Consider the following 21,813-nt stretch of genomic DNA (forward strand, 5'->3'; position numbering starts at 1 on the left):
GAACTGGAGCATGACCATGACCGGCACCCAGGGCGGTCCACAGGACGGCTGGACCCGCTTCACCCATGGCCACTTCGAGTGCACCGTGGTTTCGGACGGACCCCTGCACCTCGGTCCCGCCCGTGGGACCTTCCCCGATGCCGATCCCGGCGAGATCGACGCGCTTCTCGGCAGTCACGGCCTCCCGGCCGACCAGGTTACGCTCGACCAGAACCTGCTCATCGTCAACACCGGCGAGCAACTCGTCCTGTTCGACACCGGAGTCGGCATCAACGCCGCGCTGGGCCGAGCCACCTTCGGCTCTCAGACCGGCCAGGCGATCCCGCGGATGCGCGCGGCCGGCATCGACCCGGCCGACATCGACATCGTCGCCATCACCCACACCCACCCCGACCACTGCTGGGGCCTCGTGGATGACGACGACCAACTGCTCTACCCCAACGCCCAGGTGGCACTGAGCGAGGCCGATTTCGCCTACTGGACCGACCTGTCGCGTGTCGGGACCGCGCCGAACGAACACATGAAGGACCACTTCCGCGGCGCCCACAAGAACCTGATGCCTTACAAGGACCGGCTGCGCTTCCTCTCCGACGGTACCGAACTGGTGCCCGGCATCACCGCCGTCGCCACCCCGGGCCACAGCCCCGGTCATCTTGTCTACCGCATCACGAGCGCCGGCCGGACGATGATCTGCTGGGGAGATCTCTGCCACCACCAGGTGCTCCTTCTGAAGCGCCCCGAGTGGGGATTCCTCTTCGACTACGACCGCCCCGCGGCCACCCGGCAGCGTGTCCGCATCTACGACCAGGCCGTGAGCGAGGACCTCACTGTCTTCGCCTACCACTTCCCCTTCCCAGGGCGCGGACACCTCGACCGGGACGGCGAGGAATACACCTGGGTGCCCGACGCGGGCAGCCAGAACTGAGCGCAGACACCATTCCCGAGGAGAAACGATGCCCAGCCCGCGCACCGATGTGCACGCCCACTTCATTCCGGACTTCTACCGTGACGCCCTCGCGAGCGCGGGCCACACCCGGCCCGACGGCATCAAGGCCATTCCTGAGTGGAACGAGAACCAGGCAATCAAGGTGATGGACGATCTGGGCATCGTCTCCCAGATCCTGTCCATCTCCTCGCCGGGTATCCACTTCGGAGACGCACACCAGGCCGCCGGACTGGCCCGCGCCGTGAACGAGGAAGGGGCGCGTCTGGCCGCGGCGTATCCGGGCCGGTTCGGCTTCTTCGCCTCCCTGCCCGCTCCCGATGTGGACTCCTCCGTGGCCGAGCTGCGCCACGCCCTGGACGTGCTGCACGCGGACGGTGTCGTGATGCAGACCCACCACCACGGTGTCTACCAGGGCGACAGCCGATTCGAGGAGATCTACGCCGAGCTGCACCGGCGAGGGGCAGTGCTGTTCATCCACCCGACCTCGCCGTCGTGCGACACCGATCACTCCCTGGGATATCCGCGTCCCATGCTGGAGTTCATGTTCGAAACGACCCGTTCGCTCACCAACATGGTCCTCTCCGGCGCCCTCGAGCGGTACCCCGGAATGCGGGTGATCGTGCCACACGCCGGTGCGGCGCTGCCGGTCCTGGCGAATCGGATCGAACTGCTCCTGCCGCTGCTGACAGCGCCCGGCGGAGCCAAGCCGCCCAGCGTCCGCGAGGCCCTGCGCGGCCTGTACTTCGATGTGGCGGGGGCACCGGTTCCCGAGCTTCTCGGAGCTCTGCTGCAGGTCGCCGATCCCGCCAACGTCCTCTACGGCAGTGACTGGCCGTTCACGCCGGCGGGAGCCTGCGCCGAGCTGGCCGAGCGCCTGGACGACACCCCCGTGATGAGCCAGGAACTCCGCGACGACGTGTACCGGCTCAACGCAGCCCGGCTCTTCCCACGCTTCGGCCGTCCCGACTCCGCGCCGGGGGCGGTGGTCGGCCCGTGACGTCGCACGCCGAAGCGGCAGCCGAGCAGTTGCCGGTGCTCGTCGTCGGAGGCGGTCCGGTCGGGCTGACCATGGCCAACCTCCTCGCGGCGCGGGGGGTGTCGGTCGTGCTGGTGGAACGGAACTCGACCACCAGCGACGAGGCCAAGGCCATCAGCCTGGACGACGAGTCCCTCCGCACCCTGCAGGCCGCCGACCTGGCGGGCCGGGTGCTCGACATCGTCGTCCCGGGTACCGGGACTCTCTACTACGACCGCCACGGGCGGCCCCTGGTCCACGCTCGTGGCCCCGGCGCCTACCGCCTGGGCTTCCCGTTCAAGAACCAGTTCGCCCAACCGGAGCTGGAACAGGTGCTGGTCAAGGCCCTGCGTGAACGACCGCAAGCCGATGTCCGGTTCGGCACCGAGCTGCTCTCCCTGACCGAAACAGCCGATGGGGCCCTGGCAACGCTGCGCACCGCGGGAGCCGACGACAGCACCCGGATCCTGGCTGGCTGGGTCCTCGGCTGTGACGGCGGCCGCAGCACCATTCGCCAGGCCAAGGGCATCGGCATGACGGGAACCAGCCACGGCCACACGTGGCTCGTGGTCGACACGGCCGGCGACCCGCACGACGAGCGGTACGGCATGCACTACGGAACCCCCGGCCGGCCCACCGTCGTCGTTCCCGGCCGCAGCGGCCGTTGCCGGTACGAATTCCTGCTGCACCCCGGAGAGGGGGAAGCGGGTACCAAACCGGCCTTCGAGACCATCCGCCGTCTGGTGGCCCCGTACCGCGACATCACCGAGGACCAGGTCGAGCGAAGTACGGCCTACACCTTCAATGCCGTGCTCGCCGACCGCTGGCGGGACGGCCGGTGCTTCCTGCTGGGCGACGCGGCTCACATGATGCCGCCCTTTGCCGGGCAGGGCCTCAACTCCGGTGTACGCGACGCCGCGAATCTTGCCTGGAAGATCAGTGAGGTGTGGCACGGCCGGGCCGCGGAGCGGCTCCTGGACACCTACGAAGTCGAGCGCAGGCCCCACGCGACGCACACGGTGCGCTTCTCCGAGCAGCTGGGCGAGATCGTCATGACGACCAGCCGGACCCGGGCGTTCGTGCGGGACATGGCGGTCCGTGCGCTCCTGCGCCTGCCGGGCGGGCGCCGCTATCTGTCGGAGATGCGCTTCCGGCCGTCGGCCACGCACACCGACGGAGTGATCATCCGTACGGGGAACGACCCGATGGTGGGGGCCCAGCTTCCCCAGCCCCGCGTTCTGGTGGCGCCCTCCCTGAGACCGGAGTTGCTTGACGTCGTCCTGGGCGACGGCCTGGCCCTGCTCGGGATCGACGTCGACGCGGCAGCATGGCAGCGGCTGACGGCCCACCGGGCCTGGCAGGACCTCCCGAACCCCATCCGCATGGTCGATGTCGCCCTGGGCGACCGGATGCCCAGGCCCGAAACCGGCCGCCAGGCCGTCGCGGACGCGGACGGTCAGCTGGAAGCAGCGACGGGAGGAATGCGCGGCCGCTTCGTGCTGGTCAAACCGGACCGCTACATCGCAGCCGCCTTCCTCCCCGACCAGGCCGGGTCGGTGGGCGGGCACCTGGCGGCACTCATGGCACGGGCGGAACCAGTGCCCCGCGCCGCCGGCAGCAGCCGTACCGCCGTGCCGGCCGACAAGGCCTGACGTGCTCACCCGAGGCTCAAGGAGAACCGATGCCCACGACCACCACTGCCGCTGTCGCCCGTCCCGGTGCGGACACCTTCTCCTGGGAGACGGTCCATCTTGAGGATCCCAGGCCGGACGAGCTCCTTGTCCGACTGGCCGGGGCCGGCCTCTGCCACACCGACCTCTCGGTCCTGGCCGGAAAGCTGCCCACCGCACTTCCCGCCGTCCTGGGACACGAGGGCGTCGGCGTGGTCGAGGCCGTGGGATCACGGGTGACAGCCGCTCAGCCGGGCGACCAAGTGCTGCTCACCTTCACATCCTGTGGCCACTGCGCCGGCTGCCGGCGCGGACGGCCGACCCAGTGCAGCACCTTCTTCCTGCGCAATTTCAGCGGTACCCGAGAGGACGGCAGTACGCCCATCCACGGCGCGGACGGCACACCGCTGGGCGGCCAGTTCTTCGGACAGTCCGCCCTGGCCCACCACGCGGTGGTCAGTGAACGCAGCGTGGTCCGCGTGACGGCCGACGACCAGGAACTGCCACTGCTCGCGCCGATCGGCTGCGGTGTCCAGACCGGTGCCGGAGCCATCCTCAATGTTCTCAAGCCCGCACCGGGCGACACCGTGGCGGTCTTCGGCGCCGGCGCCGTCGGCCTGTCCGCTGTCATGGCGGCACGGCTGACGGGCGCATCTCGCATCGTCGCCGTCGACATCGTGCCGGCCCGGCTGGAGCTCGCCCTGGAACTGGGGGCCAGTGATGCGATCAACAGTGCGGACGAAGACCCTCTCAAGCGGTTGGCGCAGTTGTGCGGGGAGACCGGGGTGACGCAGGCGGTGGAGACCACTGGCGTACCCGCCGTGCTGGAACAGGCGATCGCCGCCATTGCCTCCAATGGCACGGTCGCGGTCATCGGCGCGCCCGCGGCCGGCAGCCGGGCGTCGTTCGACATCAACGCCCTGATCGACGGCCGGACGATCCGGGGAGTCACCGAAGGCGGCAGCGACCGGGTCACCTTCGTCCCGGCGCTGCTGGACCTTCACCGGCGTGGCCGCCTTCCCTACGACAAGCTCGTGCGGTTCTACACCCCCGAGCAGATCGACGACGCCGTCGCAGACGCCCGATCCGGGCGCACGCTCAAACCCGTCATTCGTTTCGCGGACTGATCCGCTCGGAGGAACCATCGTGAACACGGACACAGCGTCCGCACGCCCGCACGCCCGGAACCTGATCGGCGGCGCCTGGGCGGACGGACAGCCGGGCGGAGTGTCATTGAACCCGGCGAACGGAGCGGTCATCGGCACCTACGCCGACGGGGGAGCAGCTGAAGCGCGGGCCGCCATCGCAGCCGCGCGCAGCGCCTTCCTCGGCACCGAGTGGCCCCGTGACCGGGAGCTGCGGGCCAGGGCGCTGAACCAGATGGCGGACCGCATGGAGGAACGGCGCGACGACCTGGTCGACATGCTGACACTGGAGAACGGCAAGAAACGGGCCGACGCCGCCATGGAGGTCGACTCGACGATTCCCAAACTCCGCTACAACGCGGCCCTCGCCCTCACCGACTCGGGCCGGTCCGCCGAGGTCAAGCCCGGCATGTACTCCATGACGCTGCGTCAGCCCAGCGGTGTGGCGGGGGTGATCGTGCCGTGGAACTCGCCGCTGATTCTGGCGGTCCGCTCCTTCGCCCCGGCGCTGGCCGCGGGCTGTTCCGTCGTCATGAAGATGCCCGCTCAGACGGCCCTGACGAACGGTCTTCTGTACGAAATCATCGCAGGCACCGATGCCCTGCCCGCCGGGATCGTCAACGCCTTCACCGAGTCGGGCAACGACGGTGCACCGATCCTGGTCGCCGATGCCGGCGTCGACGTCATCAGCTATACGGGCAGCACACGCGTGGGCAAGCAGATCATGGCGGAGGCCGCCCGCCACCTCAAGCCCGTCTCTCTGGAGCTGGGCGGCAAGAGCCCCATGCTCGTCTTCGACGACGCGGATCTCGAGGTGGCCGTGCCGGTGCTGACCGCGGCCGTGACCACCTTCGCCGGCCAGTTCTGCATGGCGGGCAGCCGGATCCTGGTCCAACGAGGTATCGCCGACGAATTCCGAACCCGCTTCGTCGCGGCACTGCAAGCAGTGGGCGTGGGCCCGGGAGACGACCCGGACAGCGGGATGGGACCCGTGATCGACCGGGCCAACGCCGTGCGCATCGACGCCTTCGTGGAGGACGCGTCGCGCTACGGCGAGATCTTGGTGCGCGGCGGCCTGCTGCATCGTGGCGACGAGGCCCGGGACGCCTTCGTGCGCCCCAGCCTCGTGGAGGTGCACGACGTGCATGCTCCTATCGTTCAGGAGGAGGTCTTCGGTCCTGTCGCGTCGCTGGAAGTCTTTGAAGACGAGGCCGAAGGCGTCGCCAGGGCCAACGCGACCGAATACGGTCTCGCGGCTTCCGTCTGGACCAGGGACGTGGACCGCCCGCTGCGGGTGGGGCGGGAGATCGACGCGGGCACCGTCTGGATCAACAACTGGGGAGTCATCCACGACCAGATGGAGGAGGGTGGGTTCAAACAGAGCGGTGTCGGACGTCTGAACGGCATCCGCGGTCTGGAGGAGTTCCAGGAGATCAAGCACGTCGTGCACCACGCTCCGCGCCTTTGACGCCTGTGCCCCGCTCCTGGCGGAGCAGCCAGTGCGGCCGGGCCCCGGACCGATCGGTCCGGGGCCCGGCCGCACATTGCCGCAGAGGGCTACTGGACCGGCTGGTAGGCGGCACCGTCGTCCGCGAGCAGCCGCTCGGCTTCGGCGTAGATCTCCTCGCGTGGCTGGTCGAGGTTCAGGGTCTTGCGGAACGGCTGACGCACGTCCCGCTCGATGCGCAGGTACACCTCATTGCGGTTCCCCTCGGGGTCGAAGAAGTAGATCCCGAAGGCATTGCCATGGGTCACCTCCTGCTGCACGTCCACGCCCTCCTCCCGGAACCGCTTGTGGAAGGCCAGGATGTCGTCGAGGGACTCCACGCGCCAGGAGATCTGGTGCTGCTGCTTGTCCCCGATCGCAGCCGTCCGGCCCGTCTGCAGCACGAACTCGTGGTGCTCCTCGGCCGGGCGGGCGCTGAAGAAGACGATCTCCAGCCCTTCGTCCTCGTCCGTGACGGTCAGCCCCATCACGCGCTCGTAGAAGTCCCTCATCCGGGGGAGGTCGTACACCCAGAGTCCGGTATGGCCCAGTTTCGCGATCGCCATGCGATCCTCCTTGAAGAGCATGTTGTCCTGGTTAACAGGAATGCTATCCTGCAATACAAGACACCCTAGGAGTTCATGCGGCAGCGGTCAACGAGTGCAGGCCGGTTGCACGGCATGGCGGAGGAAAGAAGGCGGACGTCGATGAGGCTGGCAACGGTTCGACACCTGACACAAACGCGTGCGGCTCGCCAGGAGGGCGACGAGTACGTCCTGCTGCCCTACGGTGACTTGGGCGCCCTGCTGAGTAGCGGAGAGGACTGGCGGGCCAGGGCGGAACGGGAGACGGGGGAGCGCATTGCTGTCGGTGACGAGATCCACGCCCCGCTGGTGCCGCACCCGAACAAGATCGTCTGCCTGGGGCTCAACTACGAGACGCACATCCGGGAGATGGGACGGGACCTGCCCGGCTACCCGACACTGTTCGCGAAGTACGACGGCTCACTCATCGGTGCCTACGACGAGGTGACCCTGCCGACCGTCAGTGACCAGGTCGACTGGGAGGCAGAGCTCGGCTTCGTCATCGGCCGCACGGCGCGTCACGTACCGAAGGAGAAGGCGCTCGACCACGTTGCCGGCTACACGGTGGTCAACGACGTGACCGTCCGGGACTACCAGCACCGCACCCGGGAGTTCCTGGGAGGGAAGACGTTCGAGGCGACGACGCCGGTGGGCCCCGTCCTGGTCACCCCCGACGAGTTCGGTGGGGGAGAACCCGACTGTGAAATCCGCTGCGAGGTCGACGGCGAGGTGATGCAGCGCTCGCGCACGTCCGACCTGCTCTTCGGCGTCGCCGACATCGTCTCCTACGTGAGCGACATCATCACTTTGCTGCCGGGCGATCTGATCGCCACCGGCACCCCCGGCGGCGTCGGCGCCGGCCGCACGCCCAAGGTCTTCCTGAGGCCCGGCCAGGTGCTGCGCACCACCATCGAAGGCATCGGCGAACTGCGAAATGCGTGTGTCGAGGAACGCATCGGCTGAGCCGGCGCGTCGCCGGCGCCTGCACATCGGCACGACATGCTCGGCTTCGCCGCCGGGAAGTCGGGAAGTTGCGGTACTCGCCCGGTCCGCCGGCCGACAGGCCGGCGGACCGCGATCCCTTCTCCGTGACGGAGCGGGACATCGTGCACAGGCGTCATGGGAGTGGGGCAAGGGGCCGGCCGCGCATGGCCGGCCGGCCGGCTGGATCGGACGCGGCCTTGTGTTCTCCGGCCTCATGCGTTGGTCAGAGACTGCTCCGTCCAGATGGTCTTGCCGGTGGACGTATGGCGGGTGCCCCAGCGTTCGGTGAGCTGCGCGACGAGGAGAAGACCCCGGCCGCCCTCGTCGGACAGCCGGGCCCGGCGCATATGAGGGGTGGTGCTGGCACCGTCGGAGACCTCGCAGATCAGAGAGGACTGATCCTTGATCAGGCGCAGCCGGATGGGGCCCGTCGCGTAGCGGATCGCATTGGTCACCAGTTCGCTGACCACCAACTCGGTGACGAACGCGGCATCCTCCAGCCCCCATTCGGTGAGCTGACGGCAGGCACTCCGGCGCGCCTCGGCCACGACTGCCGGATCACTCGTCAGATCCCAGGAGGCCACTTGGTCCTGGTCCAGGGCTCGTGTACGCGCGAGCAGCAGGGCTATGTCGTCGCCCTGGGGTTCGAGGTGCAGGGTCTCCAGCACGCTGTCGCAGACGGTCTCGAGCGACGCAACAGGCCGGCAAAGAGCGCCGCACAGCTGGGCAAGGCGGTCGTCGAGGTCGTGGCGACGGGATTCGACCAGGCCGTCGGTGAACAGCGCCAGCATGCTGCCGTCGGGCAACGTCAGGTCCGTGGCTTCGAAGGGCAGGCTGCCCAGGCCGAGCGGTGGGCCGGCGGGCAGGTCGACGATCCGGGCGGTCCCGTCGGGGGAGACCAGGATCGGCGCGGGGTGGCCGGCCCGGGACAGGGAGCAAACGCGTGAGACCGGATCGTATACGGCGTACAGGCAACTGGCTCCGATGTCCCCGGGGATCTCATCGGTGCCGTCGCTCGTTTCGTTCCGGTCGCGGCTGGAATGGGTGACGATGTCGTCGAGATGGGTGAGAAGCTCATCGGGCGGCAGATCGATGTCGGCCAGGGTACGCACCGCGGTGCGCAGGCGGCCCATGGTGGCCGAGGCATGGACACCGTGGCCGACGACGTCGCCTACGACAAGGCCGACCCGCGCGCCGGGCAGGGGGATCACGTCGAACCAGTCACCGCCGGCCCCGACAACGTCACCCGCGGGCAGATACCGAGCAGCCGTGTCCACGGCACTGTGCAGGGTAGGTCCCTGGGGCAGCAAGCTGCGCTGCAGGGTCAACGCGACGCCCCGTTCGCGGGTGTAGCGACGGGCGTTGTCCACACAGATCGCAACCCTGGCCATCAGGTCCTCCACGACGGCCAGGTCATCCGGGGTGAAGGCCTGCCGGGCCACAGGGTCGCGGAGCAGGAGCGTGACACCGAGGACGGTGCCCCGGGCCCGGATCGGTGCCGCGATCGCAGAGTGCGGCTTGTCCCCGTGGGCCTGACCGGCATGCGGAAGTCCCGCGGTGAGCTGTCGTACGAGTGCCGGTGGGACGGGGTCGTAGAGTTCCGCCCGTCCCGTGACCAGGCATCGGGTGAGGGGCGAGGACTCCGGGACTGCCGGCGGTACTCCGGTGGCCGGACAGGGCTCGGCCTCCTCGTCGTACACGGACCGCTGAGCCGCTCGGCGCAGCACGGCGGGACCACGCAGGACCGGCGCGGGCTGGTCTCCCCGGAACACGGCTTCCAGCAGATCGACGACGATCAGGTCGGCGAAGCGAGGGACGGCGACATCTGCCAGTTCTCGAGCAGCGCCCGATACGTCCAGACTCTGCCCGATGCGGGTTCTGGCCTCGCCCAGCAGCGCCAGCCGTTCCCGGGAACCCTGCACCTCCGAATAGTCCCGGACAACCATGCTCACGGCCTGTACGCGTCCCGCCGAGTCCCTCAGCGGGAATATGTTGATGGCCCAGTCGTGCGCCCACGGCTGGCCAGGTATGTTCAGGGGGAACTCCGCGTAATCAGGCCTTCCGGTGGTTGCCACCCGCTCGATCCGTCGCTGGGCGTCCTCGTACTCGGGGCCGTGAAGGAATTCCGTCATGCGCTTGCCGAGGATGCCGGCTGCCGGACGGCCGAGTGTTCTTGCCGCGGCGTCGTTGAGCTGGATCAGCCTGCCGTCCTTGTCGAAGACCGACAGCAGGGTCGGACTCTGCTGAAACGCCCATTCCATGGCCGACGTGCCGTCCGGCGCCTTCGCCTCCTGGCACGGTTCGGCCGCCACGAGGAAGCCCGCCTCGTGCTCACCACCCACCAGCGGACATATCCGGCCGACCGCTGCCAGCGGCTGTCCGTCGCGGTGCCTGAGCGAGGCGCTGCGGCCGGGGGCCGTGAACAGATCGGCGACAGGTCTGCCTATGACCTCGCCCGGAGCGTATCCGAACTCCTTCTGCGCTCCGTCGCTCCAGCAGGTGACGCGCCCGTCCCTGTCGACCAGAGCGACGGCTGCGGAGCCATCCAGTGGCACTCCCGGCAGCCCTGGAATCATCCCGTCGGAGTCGGGCGCACCCATGTGGCCACCTTGCTCTTCCTGCATGTCGGCAAGCCTTTCCTGCGCTTCAGTAAGAATTACATATTTGCCTTATGTCGACACGTATCCGGGCAATCCGCGAATCCTGTCCGGTCGCAGGGTCTGCTGGGTCTTCATCGGCCGGCGCCGGCTCCTTCCGGCACAACCGGGTGGTGCACCCGTTGTGTCCCACCCGCGCTCAAGACTGTGCCCGGGGAGCAGACGGCTGGTGGAAGAAGGCGTGGGGCGGCCGGGGGAGTGCCCGGCCGCCCCACGCCTGGGAAGGGGACTGTCAGTCCTTCGCCGGGTGCACGGTGAGGAGATCGGCGAGGCCGACGCGGGTGAGGAACTCGCGGCGGATGCGGTCGGCGACGTCCGAGACCTCTTCGGAGCCGTCGTTGGCCGGGTCGATGGTGACCCGGTACGGGCGCTGCCCCGCGGGAAGCCCGACGATGCGGGCAATCTCGTCGGAGACCAGAGAGGCGTCCGCGTCCTCGGGCGCCAGCGCCGCCAGTTTCTCGGCGACCTGGGTCATCAGACCGGTGTACTTGGTCTCGTACTCGGCTTCCGTCTCCGTGTCGGCCGGGCGACCGGAGTGGGTGAAGTGGTTGGTGCCACTGGTGAAGGCTCCGGGAACCACGATGGACGTCTCGATGCCCCAGCGGGCCAGCTCGGCCGCGTAGCTGACGGCGAGGGAGTCCATGGCGGCCTTGGCCGCGAAATACGGCGCGAGGTACGGCGGAGTTCCGCCCTTGACGCTCGTGCTGGACACCCAGATCACCAGACCTCGGCCTGCGTTGCGCAGGTGGGGCAGGGCGGCCCGGTTGACGCGCTGCGTGGACAGGACGTTCACGTCGTACAGGTCGGCAAGCTGCTCGGGCGTGAAGGCCTCGGTGGGGCCGGTGACCATGTGACCGGCGTTGTGGATGAGGACGTCGATACGGCCGTGGTCGGCGAAGACCTGGCTGATGGCGGCGTCGACGGACTCCTGCGAGGTGACGTCGAGCTCGATGGAGCGCAGGTCGACGCCGTGTTCCTTGCTGTAGGCGCAGGCGGCCTCGACCTGGGGTGCGTTGCGGGTGGCTGTCTGGCGCATGCCCGCATAGACGGTGTTGCCGGCGTCCGCCAGGGCGCGGGCGGTGAGGGCGCCGAAACCGCTGGAGGCGCCCGTGATCACGACGATGTTGCTCATGACTTCTTCTCTCTGGCGAGGTGGCCGGCCGGCGTCCGGGCCGGTGCCGTGCCGCTGATGAGTGCCGAGTGGGATGGCGCGGGGGTCAGGCCAGGCCACCGTTGGCGTAGAGGATCTGGCCGTTGATCCAGCGGGCCGGGCCGGCGAGGAAGGCGACCGTTTCGGCGATGTCCTCCGGCGTTCCCAGGCGCTCGAGCGGCGCGGCCTTGGACAGGTTGTCGATCGTGGTCCGGTCCTTGCCCTCGAGGAACAGTGGTGTGGCCGTGGGGCCGGGGGCCACGGCGTTGACGGTGATGTTCCTTCCGCGCAGTTCGCGGGCGAGTACCGGAGTCATCGCCTCGACGGCACCCTTGCTCGCCGCGTAGGCGCCGTAGGTCGGAAACCGCAGGCGGGTGACCGAGGTGGAGAAGTTGATGATCGCGCCACCGTCGCGCACCCGCCGTGCCGCCTGCTGGGAGACCACGAAGGTGCCGCGGATGTTGGTGCGGTGCATCCGGTCGAGGTCGTCGAGGTCGAGTGTCGCGATGGGGGAGAGCAGCATGATGCCGGCCGTGTTGACGACGACGTCTATGCCGCCGAACTCCCGCTCCACTGCCTCGAATGCGGCGGACATCGCGTGCTCGTCGGCGATGTCGCCCCCCACCGCGATGGCCCTGCCTCCGGCGCGGGAGATCGCGGCAACGGTCTCGTCCGCCTTGGCCTTGTTGCCCGCGTAGTGCACGCCTATGGCTGTGCCGGTCCGGCCCAGGCGCTCTGCGACCGCCCTGCCGATGCCGCCGGAGCCGCCGGTGACCAGGGCAACGCGTGTGGTGTTGCTGTTCATCATGCCTGTCCTTCGATGAGTCAGTGAACGGGGTGTGGGGGGTGGGCGCCCGCCATTTGGGCGCACTCGGCCGACGCCATGACCCGGTGCGGGCCTCTGGCGTGCGGGTGTTGGGTCTCAGCCGATCGGGCCGGATTCGGTGATCTGCGACAGCCACTGCCTGAGCAGTGCCGACTCGGCGGGCGTGAAGGGCTGCGGTGTGAGCTCGTCCAGGGAGGACAGCAGCGTGGTGGCGGCAGCCTTCCGTACGTCGTGCTCCGCCGTGTCCGAAACGGGATCGAACAGGATGGCCCGGTGGATCGCGTCGCGGACGGCGACCGACACACTCACGTCCGGATAGAGCGTGGGACGAGTGATCAGGGCGAGCGCGACCCCGGTGTTCGAGGTCATGACCATGTGTGCGGCCACTTCCGGGGTCACCCGGAGTCGGCCCTGCGCGGCCAGCCGCTCCAGAACCTCGCGCAGGATGCGCAACGCCTCCTCGGCCGCCTCGGGCACGGAGCGCAGTACCGGGGAGAACATCAACTTGTACGCGTTGGGGTTGGCCAGCGCGAATGCTGTGTGACTGTCCCAGCCCGCCCGGAGGTCCTGCAATGGATCCTCGGACTTCTCGGCGGCCCGTTTGCTGCCCAGGTACTGGTCCCAGACGTAGTCGACGGTGGCCGAGAGCAGTCCGTCCTTGTCGCCGAAGATCCGGTAGAGCACAGGCTGCTGCACGCCGGCCGCCTCGCACACCGCCCGGGTGGACACGTCACCGCTCGGGGACTGCGCCAACAGGGCTGCCGTAGCTTCGATTATCGACGATCTCGTATCCATGTAATCAACGATAGCGCCACCACCGTACCGATGACAACATCTGATTGTTATCGATGATTCGCCCAGCTGGCGGCAGGCGGTCGAACGTGAGCGGGTTGCGGCAGCCCTGGGTGGGCATGGCTGGGCCGCCCCGCATGGATCCGGCTCGTGCACACGGTGCGGCCGCTCGAGGTGCCGCCCGGAGGGGCCGGCACGTTCGGCACTTGGACGGAACTGGGGCTTTCCCCGGTCCGGGTCGGCCCCGCTGTGCCGCACCTGGGTGTCGCCACGGCGGTGAGCGGAGGCGCAGTGCTCCGTCGGTCGCTGCCGTGCTGCCCGGCCGCCGGCATGGTTCTCACCCGGTCGCGTTGTGATCGCGTTGTGCACCGCACCGCGTCAGACGGTGCCTGGATGGCACCGGCCGGCCGGATCCGATTCCTCTGCGGAGGAGCCCACCGCGGCGAGCCGCGGCACCCGCGCCATTCACCCGGAGGGGGAACACGGCACATGGGCTGGCCGCGAGATCACCCGGAGAGGATGGGCGGCCCACCGGTTGGACATTCACCTCCAATCCGTCGCCATGGACCAGCCGGGTTGTGTCACTTGATCATGTGGGCCTAGTTTTCTGCCTCATGATCATGTCACGGAGAACGATCCTCAAGGGCCTGGCCGCCGCGCCGTTCGTCGGAGCCGCGGGGAGCCTGCTGTCTCCCACCGTCGCCGAGGCGGCCACCATCGACGTGGGCCAGTTCGCCCTCACCAGCCGATCCGCCAACGCCCACGGTGAGTTCGCCGACCTGGCCGCCGGCCTGGCGTCCAAGCTGACCAAGGTGGACGCGACGACCGTCATCGCCGACACCAACCGCAGTGCCACCCACCTCACCAGTGCCCCCAGTACCGCCGAGGCGTTCGCGACCGGTTTCGCCTGGGACAGCGGCGACCAGACGGTCGACTACTGGATCCCGCAGGGGGTCACGACCAGTGCCGACGCCTACGGCAACGGTGTCTATCCGGCCGGCGGCAACAAGCGGGTCGTCCTCGCCTCCTGGTACTTCGAGACCGACCCCGACAACGACGGCGTCGACGAGTACGCGCTCGACAAGGGCCAGCGGCTCACGTTCGTCGACTACACCACCGCTTCCGCACCGACTTACCGGCACATCCTTCTGGTCGAGCCGGTCAGGACCGGCACCGGGGAGTACTCCTTCGACCCCATCCGCAAGCACGCCGGCGGCATCATGTGGTACGGCAACCTTCTCTATGTCGTCGACACCTACAAGGGGTTGAGGGTGTTCGACCTGAACACCCTCTTCAAGGTCGACACCGCCCAGACGGAGGTGTGCGGTCTGCACACCGACGGGTCGTACTACGGCTACGGGTACCAGTACGTCCTGCCGCAGAGTCACGCCTACGACAACGCGGGGACGTACCTGCGTTACACCACGATCGGGCTCGACCGGGCCAGTACCCCCGACAGCCTGGTGGTGAGCGAGTACTCCCTGTCGGGCACCGTCGACTACACGGACGGCACCTTCAACGGCACGGGCCCCGGCACGACCACGCCCAAGGTGGTCCGCTGGAACCTCGACTACACCAACCGGCAGGTGGCCTCGCTCACCGCGTCCGAAGCCGTGACGGTCGCCCAGCAGAAGATCCAGGGGGTCGTCTCGCGCAACAGCAAGCACTACCTCTCGACGAGCGCCGGCCCGTCCAGCAAGGGTTCGCTGCGCACCTTCACCTCCGGCGACTCGACCGCGACCACCGTCTGCGACCTGGCCGTCGGCTGCGAGGACCTCAGCTACCACAGCAGCGGTGCGTCCGGCTGGGCCTACAGCGAGTCCGTGATCTGGAACCTCAGCGAGTACGTGGGCAAGCGGTACGTCTACGCGGTCCACGCCGACGGTTCATAGCCGCGCCGGGCGGCACGGTGGCGTCTCAGGCCCCGGCCTTCGGCGACCACCCGGGCGGGCCGAGCAGATGGCCCGCCTTGTCGCGCCAGCGCCGCGCACCGCGCACGTCGCGCCAGGCGGCCGTGTACTCGTGGAAGGCGACCCGCAGCGGGTTGTAGGTGTCGATGTTCTTCGTCAGTCCGTACACGACCCGCTCGCCCTCCGGTTCGAAGGAGCCGAAGAGCCGGTCCCACACGATCAGGACGCCCCCGTAATTGCGGTCCAGGTAGACGTTGTTGGAGGCATGGTGCACACGGTGGTGCGAGGGGGTGTTGAGGACCCATTCGATCGGTCTCCACAGTCTGTCCACCCGCTCGGTGTGCAGGAAGAACTGGTAGACGAGACTGATCGACTGCTGCAGCAGGATCATCCAGGGCTGGATGCCGAGCAGTGCCAGTGGCAGCCAGAAGGGCAGCGTGGTCATCGGCGTCCAGCTCTGGCGGAGCGCGGTGGACAGGTTGAAGCGCACGCTGGAGTGGTGCACCACATGGCCGGCCCACAGCACGCGGACACGGTGGTGCGCGCGGTGGAAGGCGTAGTACGCCAGGTCGTCGGCGAAGAACAGCAGGATCCACGTCCACGCCGAGGAGGTCGGCAACTTCCAGGGGGCGTGGCTCCAGACCACGGCGTACGCCAGGACCGCGAGCACCTTCCACGGCAGTCCGATCACCTGGCTGCCCGCGCCCATGGACATGCTGGTGACCGTGTCGCGCAGTTCGTAGCCGCGCTCTTCGTCGTCGGGGAGGAAGCGGTACGACAGCGCCTCCACCACGACCAGCAGGACGAAGAACGGTATCGCGTACACGACGGCGGGGATCATGTCAGCCCGCCCTCCTCTCCGAAACGGCGGGCACGCTGCGGGAGAGCAGCTGCCGGGCCAGGCGTTCGGCACCCTCCTCGTCCCGCGCCGCGATCAGCTCGGCAAGCCGCAGATGGGCCGCCACATCGAGCAGTTCCTCCGCTCGGCGGTCCGGCGGTACCTCGCCGGCGGTGAGCGTGCCGCCCACGAGAGTGTTGAAGGCCAGCACATAGGCGAGATTGCCGGAGCCTTCGACGATCAGCCGCCACCAGGCGATGTCCGCCGACCCGAGAACGGACAGGTCCGGGCCTGCTTCGGCGTAGTCGGCGGCCGCCTTCTCGATGGCCGCCGCCTGCTCGCCCGAGCAGCGGGCCGCGCACAGCCTGGCCGCGTCCGCGCCGATGCACGCCCGCATCTCCAGGGCGTCACGCCTCAAGTCGTGGGAATGCAAAGGCCGTTCGGCCTCGGCCATCTGCACCGCCAGGTCCAGCCCGGCGGTGCGCCGCCAGTCCAGCACCATGGTGCGGCCGCCGTGGCTCACCTCGACCAGCCGAGCCTGCTGCAGGCGTTTCATCGCCTCGCGGACGGCGTGCCGGTTGACCCCGAACTCCGCGGCCAGTTCCCGTTCCGCCGTCAGAGCGGTGCCGGCGGCCAGGACTCCGCTCAGGATGCGGTCCCTGAGCAACACGAAAAGCTGGTCGGAGACCGCCTCCCGCCGAATGCGTTCCGCTGCCATGGCGCTCAGCGTGCACCCGCCAGGTGTACTGGTCAACTGGTTGGACCAGTGGAGTTGAGGGGAGACCGCCCAGTCGCGCCGCGACATGGGCCTGATTCGCGTCTTGACGCCGGGTACCCGGCGGATGCTGGTGCCTCCATCGGCGAAAGGGCTGGGAACGCGTGATGACGAGGAAGGACCCCTGGGTCCTGGAACTGTGCAGGACAAGGCGGGCGGCGGCACACGTGGTGCTCTTTCCGCACGCGGGCGGCGCCGCCACGTACTACGCGCCGTTCGCCCGGCGGCTTCCGGGGGTACTGGACGTCTCCGCCGTCCAGTACCCCGGACGGCAGGACCGGTTCGACGAGCCTTTCGTGACGACCGTCGAGGGACTCGCGGACCACGTGGCGCGATCCTTGCGCCGCTACGCGGGCAGCCCCGTACCGCTGGTCCTCTTCGGGCACAGCATGGGAGCGAGCGTGGCCTTCGAGACGGTGGTCAGGCTCGCCGCCGAGGGCGGCACGGCACCGTGCCGGCTGATCGTCTCCGGGCGGGCCGCGCCGTCGGCGCTCCGGGCAGGCCGCGGAGCCGGTGACACGGACGAGGAACTTCTGCGCCGTCTGGCCGAATTGGGTGGTACCGACCCCGAGATCGTCCGCAGCCCCGACCTCATGGACCTGTTCATGCCGGCCATCCGCAACGACTACCGCGCGGTCGAGCTGTACCGGCCGACGGAGCACACGGTGGTCGACGTGCCGGTGCTGTGCCTCGTGGGGGAGCAGGACCCGCAGGTGTCCCTCGACGAGGCCGCCTCCTGGAAGGACCACACGAAGGCTGAATTCCGGTTGCGCAGCTACCCCGGTGGCCATTTCTTTCTGCTCGACCATCTGGCGGAGGTGACCCGGATCGTTGTGGAATGGGCGGGTTCGGGAAACGGTGGTCCGGCCCCGGTGTCCGACTGGTGAGGTGCGCGGGCCGGGAAGGGCGCGGACTGCCGTACCGGGCCCGCCGGATGGCCGTCCCGTGGCCGAACCGCTCACCGGTGGGTGCATGTACCGCGCACGCTGCGTGACCGTGCGCCCCGTGTGCTCTCCGGGTGATTTCGGCCTCTGCGCGCCCTGGGCGCGCCCCAGTCCATGAGTGACGTGCGCGCGGGCACTTGGGGTCCGGGCGAAGTTGGCCGAATCGGTGCGGCGGCCGTCATGGCCCGGCCGGCAGAGGAATCGACAGGACGTCCGCCTCCGGGTCGTCGCGTTCCACCAGGTCACCGGCGTGCTTCCGGAGGGAGCGGAACTTTTTCCGGCGAGGGCGGGTTTGACGTCGAAGCGCTGGGGCACACGCCGGGGCGACGATCCGGCCGGACCGTTGCGCAAGGCGAGGACCCCGCGGCAGCCACTCGGTGGTCACGGCGAACACCCGAAAGGGCACGCGCCGTTCAACCTCAGGGGGTTGCTATCGAGTGACTCACCGTGAAGACTGTGGCCGAGTTCGACTGGGACGAAGGTGTTCTGGAGTGCGCACTGTGCAGCATGTGCCCCGTGTGCGTATTGCCTCGCCTCGTTCCGGGCGCTCGGGCCCGTGGGGTTCTGCCGAACGTTCGTGTGTGCCGGGGGAAATGTCCTGTGCAGGGACTGCGCGGGAGACAGCACTGGGGGATTGCGATGTCGGGTTGGCATGCGCCGCGGAGACCGAGTGGGGCCATCCGCGGAGGGCGGCGAAGGGGTCTGCCGGTGGACGCGTCGAGGCGGTCCGACGACCTCGATGACAGGCGGACCTCGTCCGTCCTGCGGGACACCGCTCACCCAAGCCACGTGGATCGTTCGTGGTGCTGACCGGCCGTCAAATCCATGGCGTCGGGTGTCGTACGGCTTTCTGTACGTGTTCCGGGCCAGGAGCGCCCCCAGGACGTGGCGGTGGGGCGGGATTTGGGTTGGCGCCCTGTGCGGCGGCCCGGTCCGGCCGCCGGGCTCGCGTCCGTGCCGCGGCGCCGCCCGTCGTCGGGCTCAACTCGCAGGCGTGGTGGCAGCACCCGTGCGCCGCCGGCAAGGAGAAAAGGTGATCAGTGACCAACTGACGGGCGCCTTGGTGCTCCTGGAGACGTTACCCGACCGCTGGCGTCTCTTACGCGAGGCCGGGCCGGTGCGGTACGACGAGGTCCAGGGCGTGTGGCAGGTCCTGGACCACGAGACGGTCGCCACCGTACTCGCCGACCCGGCGACGTACTCCTCCGATCTTTCCCCCATCGCCCCCACCCAGCAGGACTTCGAGGCCTTGCGGCAGGGCAACTTCGTCGGCATGGACCCGCCCGAGCACCGCAAGCTCCGCACTCTGGTGAGCCAGGCGTTCACCCCCCGGGTCGTCCAGGGCCTCGGCCCCCGCATCGAGGACGTCTGCAGGCAGCTGCTGGACGCCGTCGACGGCCGGGACAGGTTCGACCTCGTCGACGCGCTGGCCTACCCGCTGCCCATCATCGTGATCGCCGAACTGCTCGGTGTACCGGCCGGGGAGCACAGACTCTTCCAGGATTGGGCGAGCGTGCTTTTCGGCGGCGACCAGCTCGGTGAGGCCCCCGGCATGGCCGACCTGGAGCGGGCCCTCGAGGCCATCGCCCCCACCGTGCGCGAGATGAACGGGTATGTGCTGGAGCACATCCGCCGCCGCCGTGCGAACCCCTGCGGGGACCTCACCAGCAGGCTCATCGCCGCAGAGGTCGACGGTGCGCGGCTGGCGGACCAGGAGATCGTCGGGTTCGTCGCCCTGCTGCTGGTTGCGGGGCACATCACCACCACCGCCCTGCTGGGCAACGCCGTCGTGACCTTCGACCGGCATCCAGGCGCCACCGCCCCCCTGCGCGCGGATCCCGGCCGGCTCCCCGAAGCTGTCGAAGAAGTGCTGCGCTGGCTGCCGCCCTTCCCCGAACTGGGGCGTCGCACCACCCGGCCCGTGACCCTCGGCGGTCACGACATCCCCGCCGACGCGCTCCTGATGGCCCATCTCGGTGCCGCCAACCGGGATCCGGCCCGCTTCGAGGCGCCGGACGTCTTCGACGCCAGGCGCAGCCCCAACCCCCATCTGACCTTCGGCCACGGGATCCACTTCTGCTTCGGGGCACCCCTGGCCCGGCTGGAGGCGCGGATCGCGCTGCGCATGCTGCATGAACGTTTCCGCAGGCTGACGGTGCCCTCCTACGAGGACGTCACCTTCCAGAACCCGGCCGTCATCGTCGGCGTACGCCATCTGCCGATCGAGGTCGACAGGCCGTAGCGCGGGCTCACCCGCCCACGACCGGTCCCGCCACCGCTCACCCGCGGACCGGTCCGTCATCCCGCACATGAGACCCAGCCAACGGGAGTCCCCTTCTCATGCCGTACACCCCCACCGCTCCGGTCACCGATCGGGGGCCGTCCCTCTTACGCCAGGAGATCCAGGACCGTCTGGACACCCTCGCCCGCACCCACCGGGTTCCCGGTGCCCAACTGGCCGTCGCCACCGGCACGCACACGCTGAGCGTGCACACCGGCACGGCCGACGCCGCCACAGGCGCTCCCTTCTGTCACGACACGGCCGTGCCCCTGGGCTCGCTGACCAAGCCCTACACCGCGGCCCTCGTGATGCTGCTGGCCGACGACGGCGACCTCGACCTGGACGACCCGGTCCGCGTGTTCGTCCCGGAGCTGCGCGAGTTACCCCATGTGACGGTTCGTCACCTGCTGAGCCACACCGCCGGGCTGCCCACCGGGCCCGACTCCGACACCGCCGCCGGCATGACCGCCTCCCGCTACCTGTCGGCGGTCTGCACCGCGCGGGACGCGCTGTTTCCCGCGGGAACCGACTTCTCCTACTCCAACGCCGGATACGTCGCCGCCGGACGCCTGGTGGAGGAGGTCACCGGGATGTCATGGCAGGAAGCCGTCAGCGTGCTGCTCCTCGAACCGCTCGGCACCGCACCGGCGTTCCTGGGCGACGGTCCCCGCGCACGGCAGGCCGCCGCCGGACACGCACGCAACACCGCTTCCGGCCGGGTGCGTACGGCCCACCAGAATCTTGCCCCCGTCGAGGCGCCGGCCGGTTCCCTGCTGGCGAGCGCCGCGGAGCTGACGGTTCTCGGCAGGGCTCTGAACGGGAGGTCCGCGGTCCTGCCGGCCACCGTCGCCGAGCACATGCACCGGCCCCAGCCGGCCGCCGACGCGGGTGCTCTGGCCGACGCGTGGGGGCTGGGCCTGTCCCTGTACCGGCAGGGCGACCGTGTCTGGTGCGGCCACGACGGCAACGCGCAGGGCACTTCCTGCCATCTGCGGGCCGAGCCGGACAGTGGCGCGGTCGTCGCCTTCACCGGCAACTCCAGCGGTGCGACCGCACTCTGGCACGACCTCGCCGACGACCTGGCCCGGCTCACCGGTGCGGCCGTGCCGACCGCACCGGCTCGCGCCCACCGCGGCAGCGCCGTCGCCCTCCCGGAGTGCGCGGGCACCTACGCCAACGGGCAGACCGAGTACCGGATCACGCTCGCACCGGACGGCTCGCCGACGCTCTCGGTCGACGGTGACCTGCCGATACCCCTCGTCTGTTATCCGGACCTGACCTGCGACCTGGTCGACCCGGCCACGGGCCGAAGGGAGCCGGGCGGGAGGTTCCACCGCGATTCCACCACCGGCCGGCTGGACCGCGTGCAGATCTCCGGGCGCACGGCCCGCCGTACCGGCGCCGACTGATCCGGGAGCGCCGCCGCCCCGGCACGTCCGGCCCGGTGGCGGTCGTACCGGCATGGTCCGGCCCGGTGGCCGTCGTACCGGCGCGGTCCGGCCTGGTGGTGGCCACCCGGCAGGTCCGGCGCGGTGGCCGCCGTACCTGCAGGGTGCGGTGGCCGCCGCCGAACCGCGGTGTGTGATCGGGTGCATGCCGCCGGGCCGGAAGCGCCGGGCGAGGTGATCGCGGCCGGGCGCACTGCCTGCTCCACCGGGAGCCGCCGCGCGGGCACCGTCCGCTCCGGCGGACGCCGAGGCACCGGCACTGCCCGGCACCGGCACCGCCGGGCCGAAGCCACGGCTCCGCTTCCCGTCCGCAAGACCCACCGCACCACTGCCGGTGGGTTCGAGCGCTGTCCGCCGCCCCG

At 69.5% G+C, this 21,813-nt stretch carries 17 protein-coding genes; 10 read left to right on the top strand and 7 right to left on the bottom strand.

Features of this window, described 5'->3' with window-relative positions; translation table 11 throughout:
- Positions 1-16 precede the first annotated feature (16 nt).
- Genes ACH4UM_RS25825 through ACH4UM_RS25845 form a run of 5 tightly spaced genes read left to right on the top strand, consistent with a single transcriptional unit; the run spans position 17 to position 6,244 of the window.
- A complete protein-coding gene (locus tag ACH4UM_RS25825; protein WP_398183764.1) occupies positions 17-925 on the top strand; it encodes an MBL fold metallo-hydrolase in 909 nt (302 codons plus the stop codon).
- A 28-nt stretch (positions 926-953) separates the two neighbouring features.
- Complete coding sequence (locus tag ACH4UM_RS25830) at positions 954-1,943, top strand: amidohydrolase family protein (RefSeq protein WP_398183767.1); 990 nt, start codon at positions 954-956, stop codon at positions 1,941-1,943.
- Complete coding sequence (locus ACH4UM_RS25835) at positions 1,940-3,613, top strand: bifunctional 3-(3-hydroxy-phenyl)propionate/3-hydroxycinnamic acid hydroxylase (protein ID WP_398183768.1); 1,674 nt, start codon at positions 1,940-1,942, stop codon at positions 3,611-3,613. Before ACH4UM_RS25830 ends, ACH4UM_RS25835 begins: the two co-directional genes overlap by 4 nt.
- 29 nt (positions 3,614-3,642) lie before the next feature.
- The gene (locus ACH4UM_RS25840) at positions 3,643-4,758 is read left to right on the top strand and encodes an NAD(P)-dependent alcohol dehydrogenase (RefSeq protein WP_398183771.1); all 1,116 of its coding nucleotides are present in this window, start codon (positions 3,643-3,645) and stop codon (positions 4,756-4,758) included.
- A gap of 19 nt (positions 4,759-4,777) precedes the next feature.
- Positions 4,778-6,244, top strand: a complete 1,467-nt coding sequence (locus ACH4UM_RS25845) for an aldehyde dehydrogenase family protein (RefSeq protein WP_398183774.1) — start codon at positions 4,778-4,780, stop codon at positions 6,242-6,244.
- Between the two features lie 89 nt (positions 6,245-6,333).
- Here the strand turns inward: ACH4UM_RS25845 and ACH4UM_RS25850 are convergent, their stop codons facing one another.
- Positions 6,334-6,828, bottom strand: a complete 495-nt coding sequence (locus ACH4UM_RS25850; protein WP_398183777.1) for a VOC family protein — start codon at positions 6,826-6,828, stop codon at positions 6,334-6,336.
- A gap of 141 nt (positions 6,829-6,969) precedes the next feature.
- Between ACH4UM_RS25850 and ACH4UM_RS25855 the strand changes: the two genes are divergently transcribed.
- Positions 6,970-7,809, top strand: a complete 840-nt coding sequence (locus ACH4UM_RS25855; RefSeq protein ID WP_398183780.1) for a fumarylacetoacetate hydrolase family protein — start codon at positions 6,970-6,972, stop codon at positions 7,807-7,809.
- Positions 7,810-8,042: 233 nt separating this feature from the next.
- Here ACH4UM_RS25855 and ACH4UM_RS25860 read toward each other — a convergent pair whose 3' ends face one another.
- From ACH4UM_RS25860 to ACH4UM_RS25875, 4 genes are all read right to left on the bottom strand, one after another.
- Positions 8,043-10,430, bottom strand: coding sequence for a SpoIIE family protein phosphatase (locus ACH4UM_RS25860; protein ID WP_398183782.1), 2,388 nt, complete (start codon positions 10,428-10,430; stop codon positions 8,043-8,045).
- Positions 10,431-10,719: 289 nt separating this feature from the next.
- Positions 10,720-11,619 (bottom strand): SDR family oxidoreductase, encoded by a 900-nt coding sequence (locus ACH4UM_RS25865; protein WP_398183785.1) that lies wholly within the window; start codon positions 11,617-11,619, stop codon positions 10,720-10,722.
- Between the two features lie 85 nt (positions 11,620-11,704).
- The gene (locus ACH4UM_RS25870; RefSeq protein WP_398184058.1) at positions 11,705-12,442 is read right to left on the bottom strand and encodes an SDR family oxidoreductase; all 738 of its coding nucleotides are present in this window, start codon (positions 12,440-12,442) and stop codon (positions 11,705-11,707) included.
- A gap of 117 nt (positions 12,443-12,559) precedes the next feature.
- Positions 12,560-13,258 (bottom strand): TetR/AcrR family transcriptional regulator, encoded by a 699-nt coding sequence (locus ACH4UM_RS25875; protein ID WP_398183787.1) that lies wholly within the window; start codon positions 13,256-13,258, stop codon positions 12,560-12,562.
- A 617-nt stretch (positions 13,259-13,875) separates the two neighbouring features.
- Here ACH4UM_RS25875 and ACH4UM_RS25880 point away from each other — a divergent pair.
- Positions 13,876-15,147, top strand: a complete 1,272-nt coding sequence (locus ACH4UM_RS25880; RefSeq protein ID WP_398183790.1) for a hypothetical protein — start codon at positions 13,876-13,878, stop codon at positions 15,145-15,147.
- Positions 15,148-15,172: 25 nt separating this feature from the next.
- On the opposite strand, the gene ACH4UM_RS25885 is transcribed toward ACH4UM_RS25880, so the two are convergent.
- Together ACH4UM_RS25885 and ACH4UM_RS25890 are read right to left on the bottom strand one after the other, a co-directional pair.
- Complete coding sequence (locus ACH4UM_RS25885; RefSeq protein ID WP_398183793.1) at positions 15,173-16,006, bottom strand: sterol desaturase family protein; 834 nt, start codon at positions 16,004-16,006, stop codon at positions 15,173-15,175.
- Between the two features lies 1 nt (position 16,007).
- Complete coding sequence (locus ACH4UM_RS25890) at positions 16,008-16,721, bottom strand: FadR/GntR family transcriptional regulator (protein ID WP_398183796.1); 714 nt, start codon at positions 16,719-16,721, stop codon at positions 16,008-16,010.
- 164 nt (positions 16,722-16,885) lie between these two features.
- Between ACH4UM_RS25890 and ACH4UM_RS25895 the strand changes: the two genes are divergently transcribed.
- The 3 genes from ACH4UM_RS25895 to ACH4UM_RS25905 all read left to right on the top strand — a co-directional run bounded on the left by ACH4UM_RS25895 (position 16,886) and on the right by ACH4UM_RS25905 (position 21,412).
- Positions 16,886-17,665, top strand: a complete 780-nt coding sequence (locus ACH4UM_RS25895; RefSeq protein WP_398183799.1) for a thioesterase II family protein — start codon at positions 16,886-16,888, stop codon at positions 17,663-17,665.
- A gap of 1,090 nt (positions 17,666-18,755) precedes the next feature.
- Positions 18,756-19,964 (top strand): cytochrome P450, encoded by a 1,209-nt coding sequence (locus ACH4UM_RS25900; protein ID WP_398183802.1) that lies wholly within the window; start codon positions 18,756-18,758, stop codon positions 19,962-19,964.
- A 98-nt stretch (positions 19,965-20,062) separates the two neighbouring features.
- Complete coding sequence (locus ACH4UM_RS25905; protein ID WP_398183805.1) at positions 20,063-21,412, top strand: serine hydrolase domain-containing protein; 1,350 nt, start codon at positions 20,063-20,065, stop codon at positions 21,410-21,412.
- Positions 21,413-21,813 lie beyond the last annotated feature (401 nt).

Origin of the sequence: Streptomyces sp. NPDC020801, assembly GCF_044334385.1 — a bacterium.
In the GTDB taxonomy this organism is placed as follows: Bacteria; Actinomycetota; Actinomycetes; order Streptomycetales; family Streptomycetaceae; genus Streptomyces.

Excerpts from the sequence above, each read along its gene's own strand:
- ACH4UM_RS25825 (WP_398183764.1), top strand. The coding sequence starts at position 17 with ATGACCGGCACCCAGGGCGGTCCACAGGACGGCTGGACCCGCTTCACC.
- ACH4UM_RS25830 (WP_398183767.1), top strand. The coding sequence starts at position 954 with ATGCCCAGCCCGCGCACCGATGTGCACGCCCACTTCATTCCGGACTTC.
- ACH4UM_RS25840 (WP_398183771.1), top strand. The coding sequence starts at position 3,643 with ATGCCCACGACCACCACTGCCGCTGTCGCCCGTCCCGGTGCGGACACC.
- ACH4UM_RS25850 (WP_398183777.1), bottom strand. The coding sequence starts at position 6,828 with ATGGCGATCGCGAAACTGGGCCATACCGGACTCTGGGTGTACGACCTC.
- ACH4UM_RS25855 (WP_398183780.1), top strand. The coding sequence starts at position 6,970 with ATGAGGCTGGCAACGGTTCGACACCTGACACAAACGCGTGCGGCTCGC.
- ACH4UM_RS25860 (WP_398183782.1), bottom strand. The coding sequence starts at position 10,430 with ATGGGTGCGCCCGACTCCGACGGGATGATTCCAGGGCTGCCGGGAGTG.
- ACH4UM_RS25865 (WP_398183785.1), bottom strand. The coding sequence starts at position 11,619 with ATGAGCAACATCGTCGTGATCACGGGCGCCTCCAGCGGTTTCGGCGCC.
- ACH4UM_RS25870 (WP_398184058.1), bottom strand. The coding sequence starts at position 12,442 with ATGAACAGCAACACCACACGCGTTGCCCTGGTCACCGGCGGCTCCGGC.
- ACH4UM_RS25875 (WP_398183787.1), bottom strand. The coding sequence starts at position 13,258 with ATGGATACGAGATCGTCGATAATCGAAGCTACGGCAGCCCTGTTGGCG.
- ACH4UM_RS25880 (WP_398183790.1), top strand. The coding sequence starts at position 13,876 with ATGTCACGGAGAACGATCCTCAAGGGCCTGGCCGCCGCGCCGTTCGTC.
- ACH4UM_RS25885 (WP_398183793.1), bottom strand. The coding sequence starts at position 16,006 with ATGATCCCCGCCGTCGTGTACGCGATACCGTTCTTCGTCCTGCTGGTC.
- ACH4UM_RS25890 (WP_398183796.1), bottom strand. The coding sequence starts at position 16,721 with ATGGCAGCGGAACGCATTCGGCGGGAGGCGGTCTCCGACCAGCTTTTC.
- ACH4UM_RS25895 (WP_398183799.1), top strand. The coding sequence starts at position 16,886 with ATGACGAGGAAGGACCCCTGGGTCCTGGAACTGTGCAGGACAAGGCGG.
- ACH4UM_RS25905 (WP_398183805.1), top strand. The coding sequence starts at position 20,063 with ATGCCGTACACCCCCACCGCTCCGGTCACCGATCGGGGGCCGTCCCTC.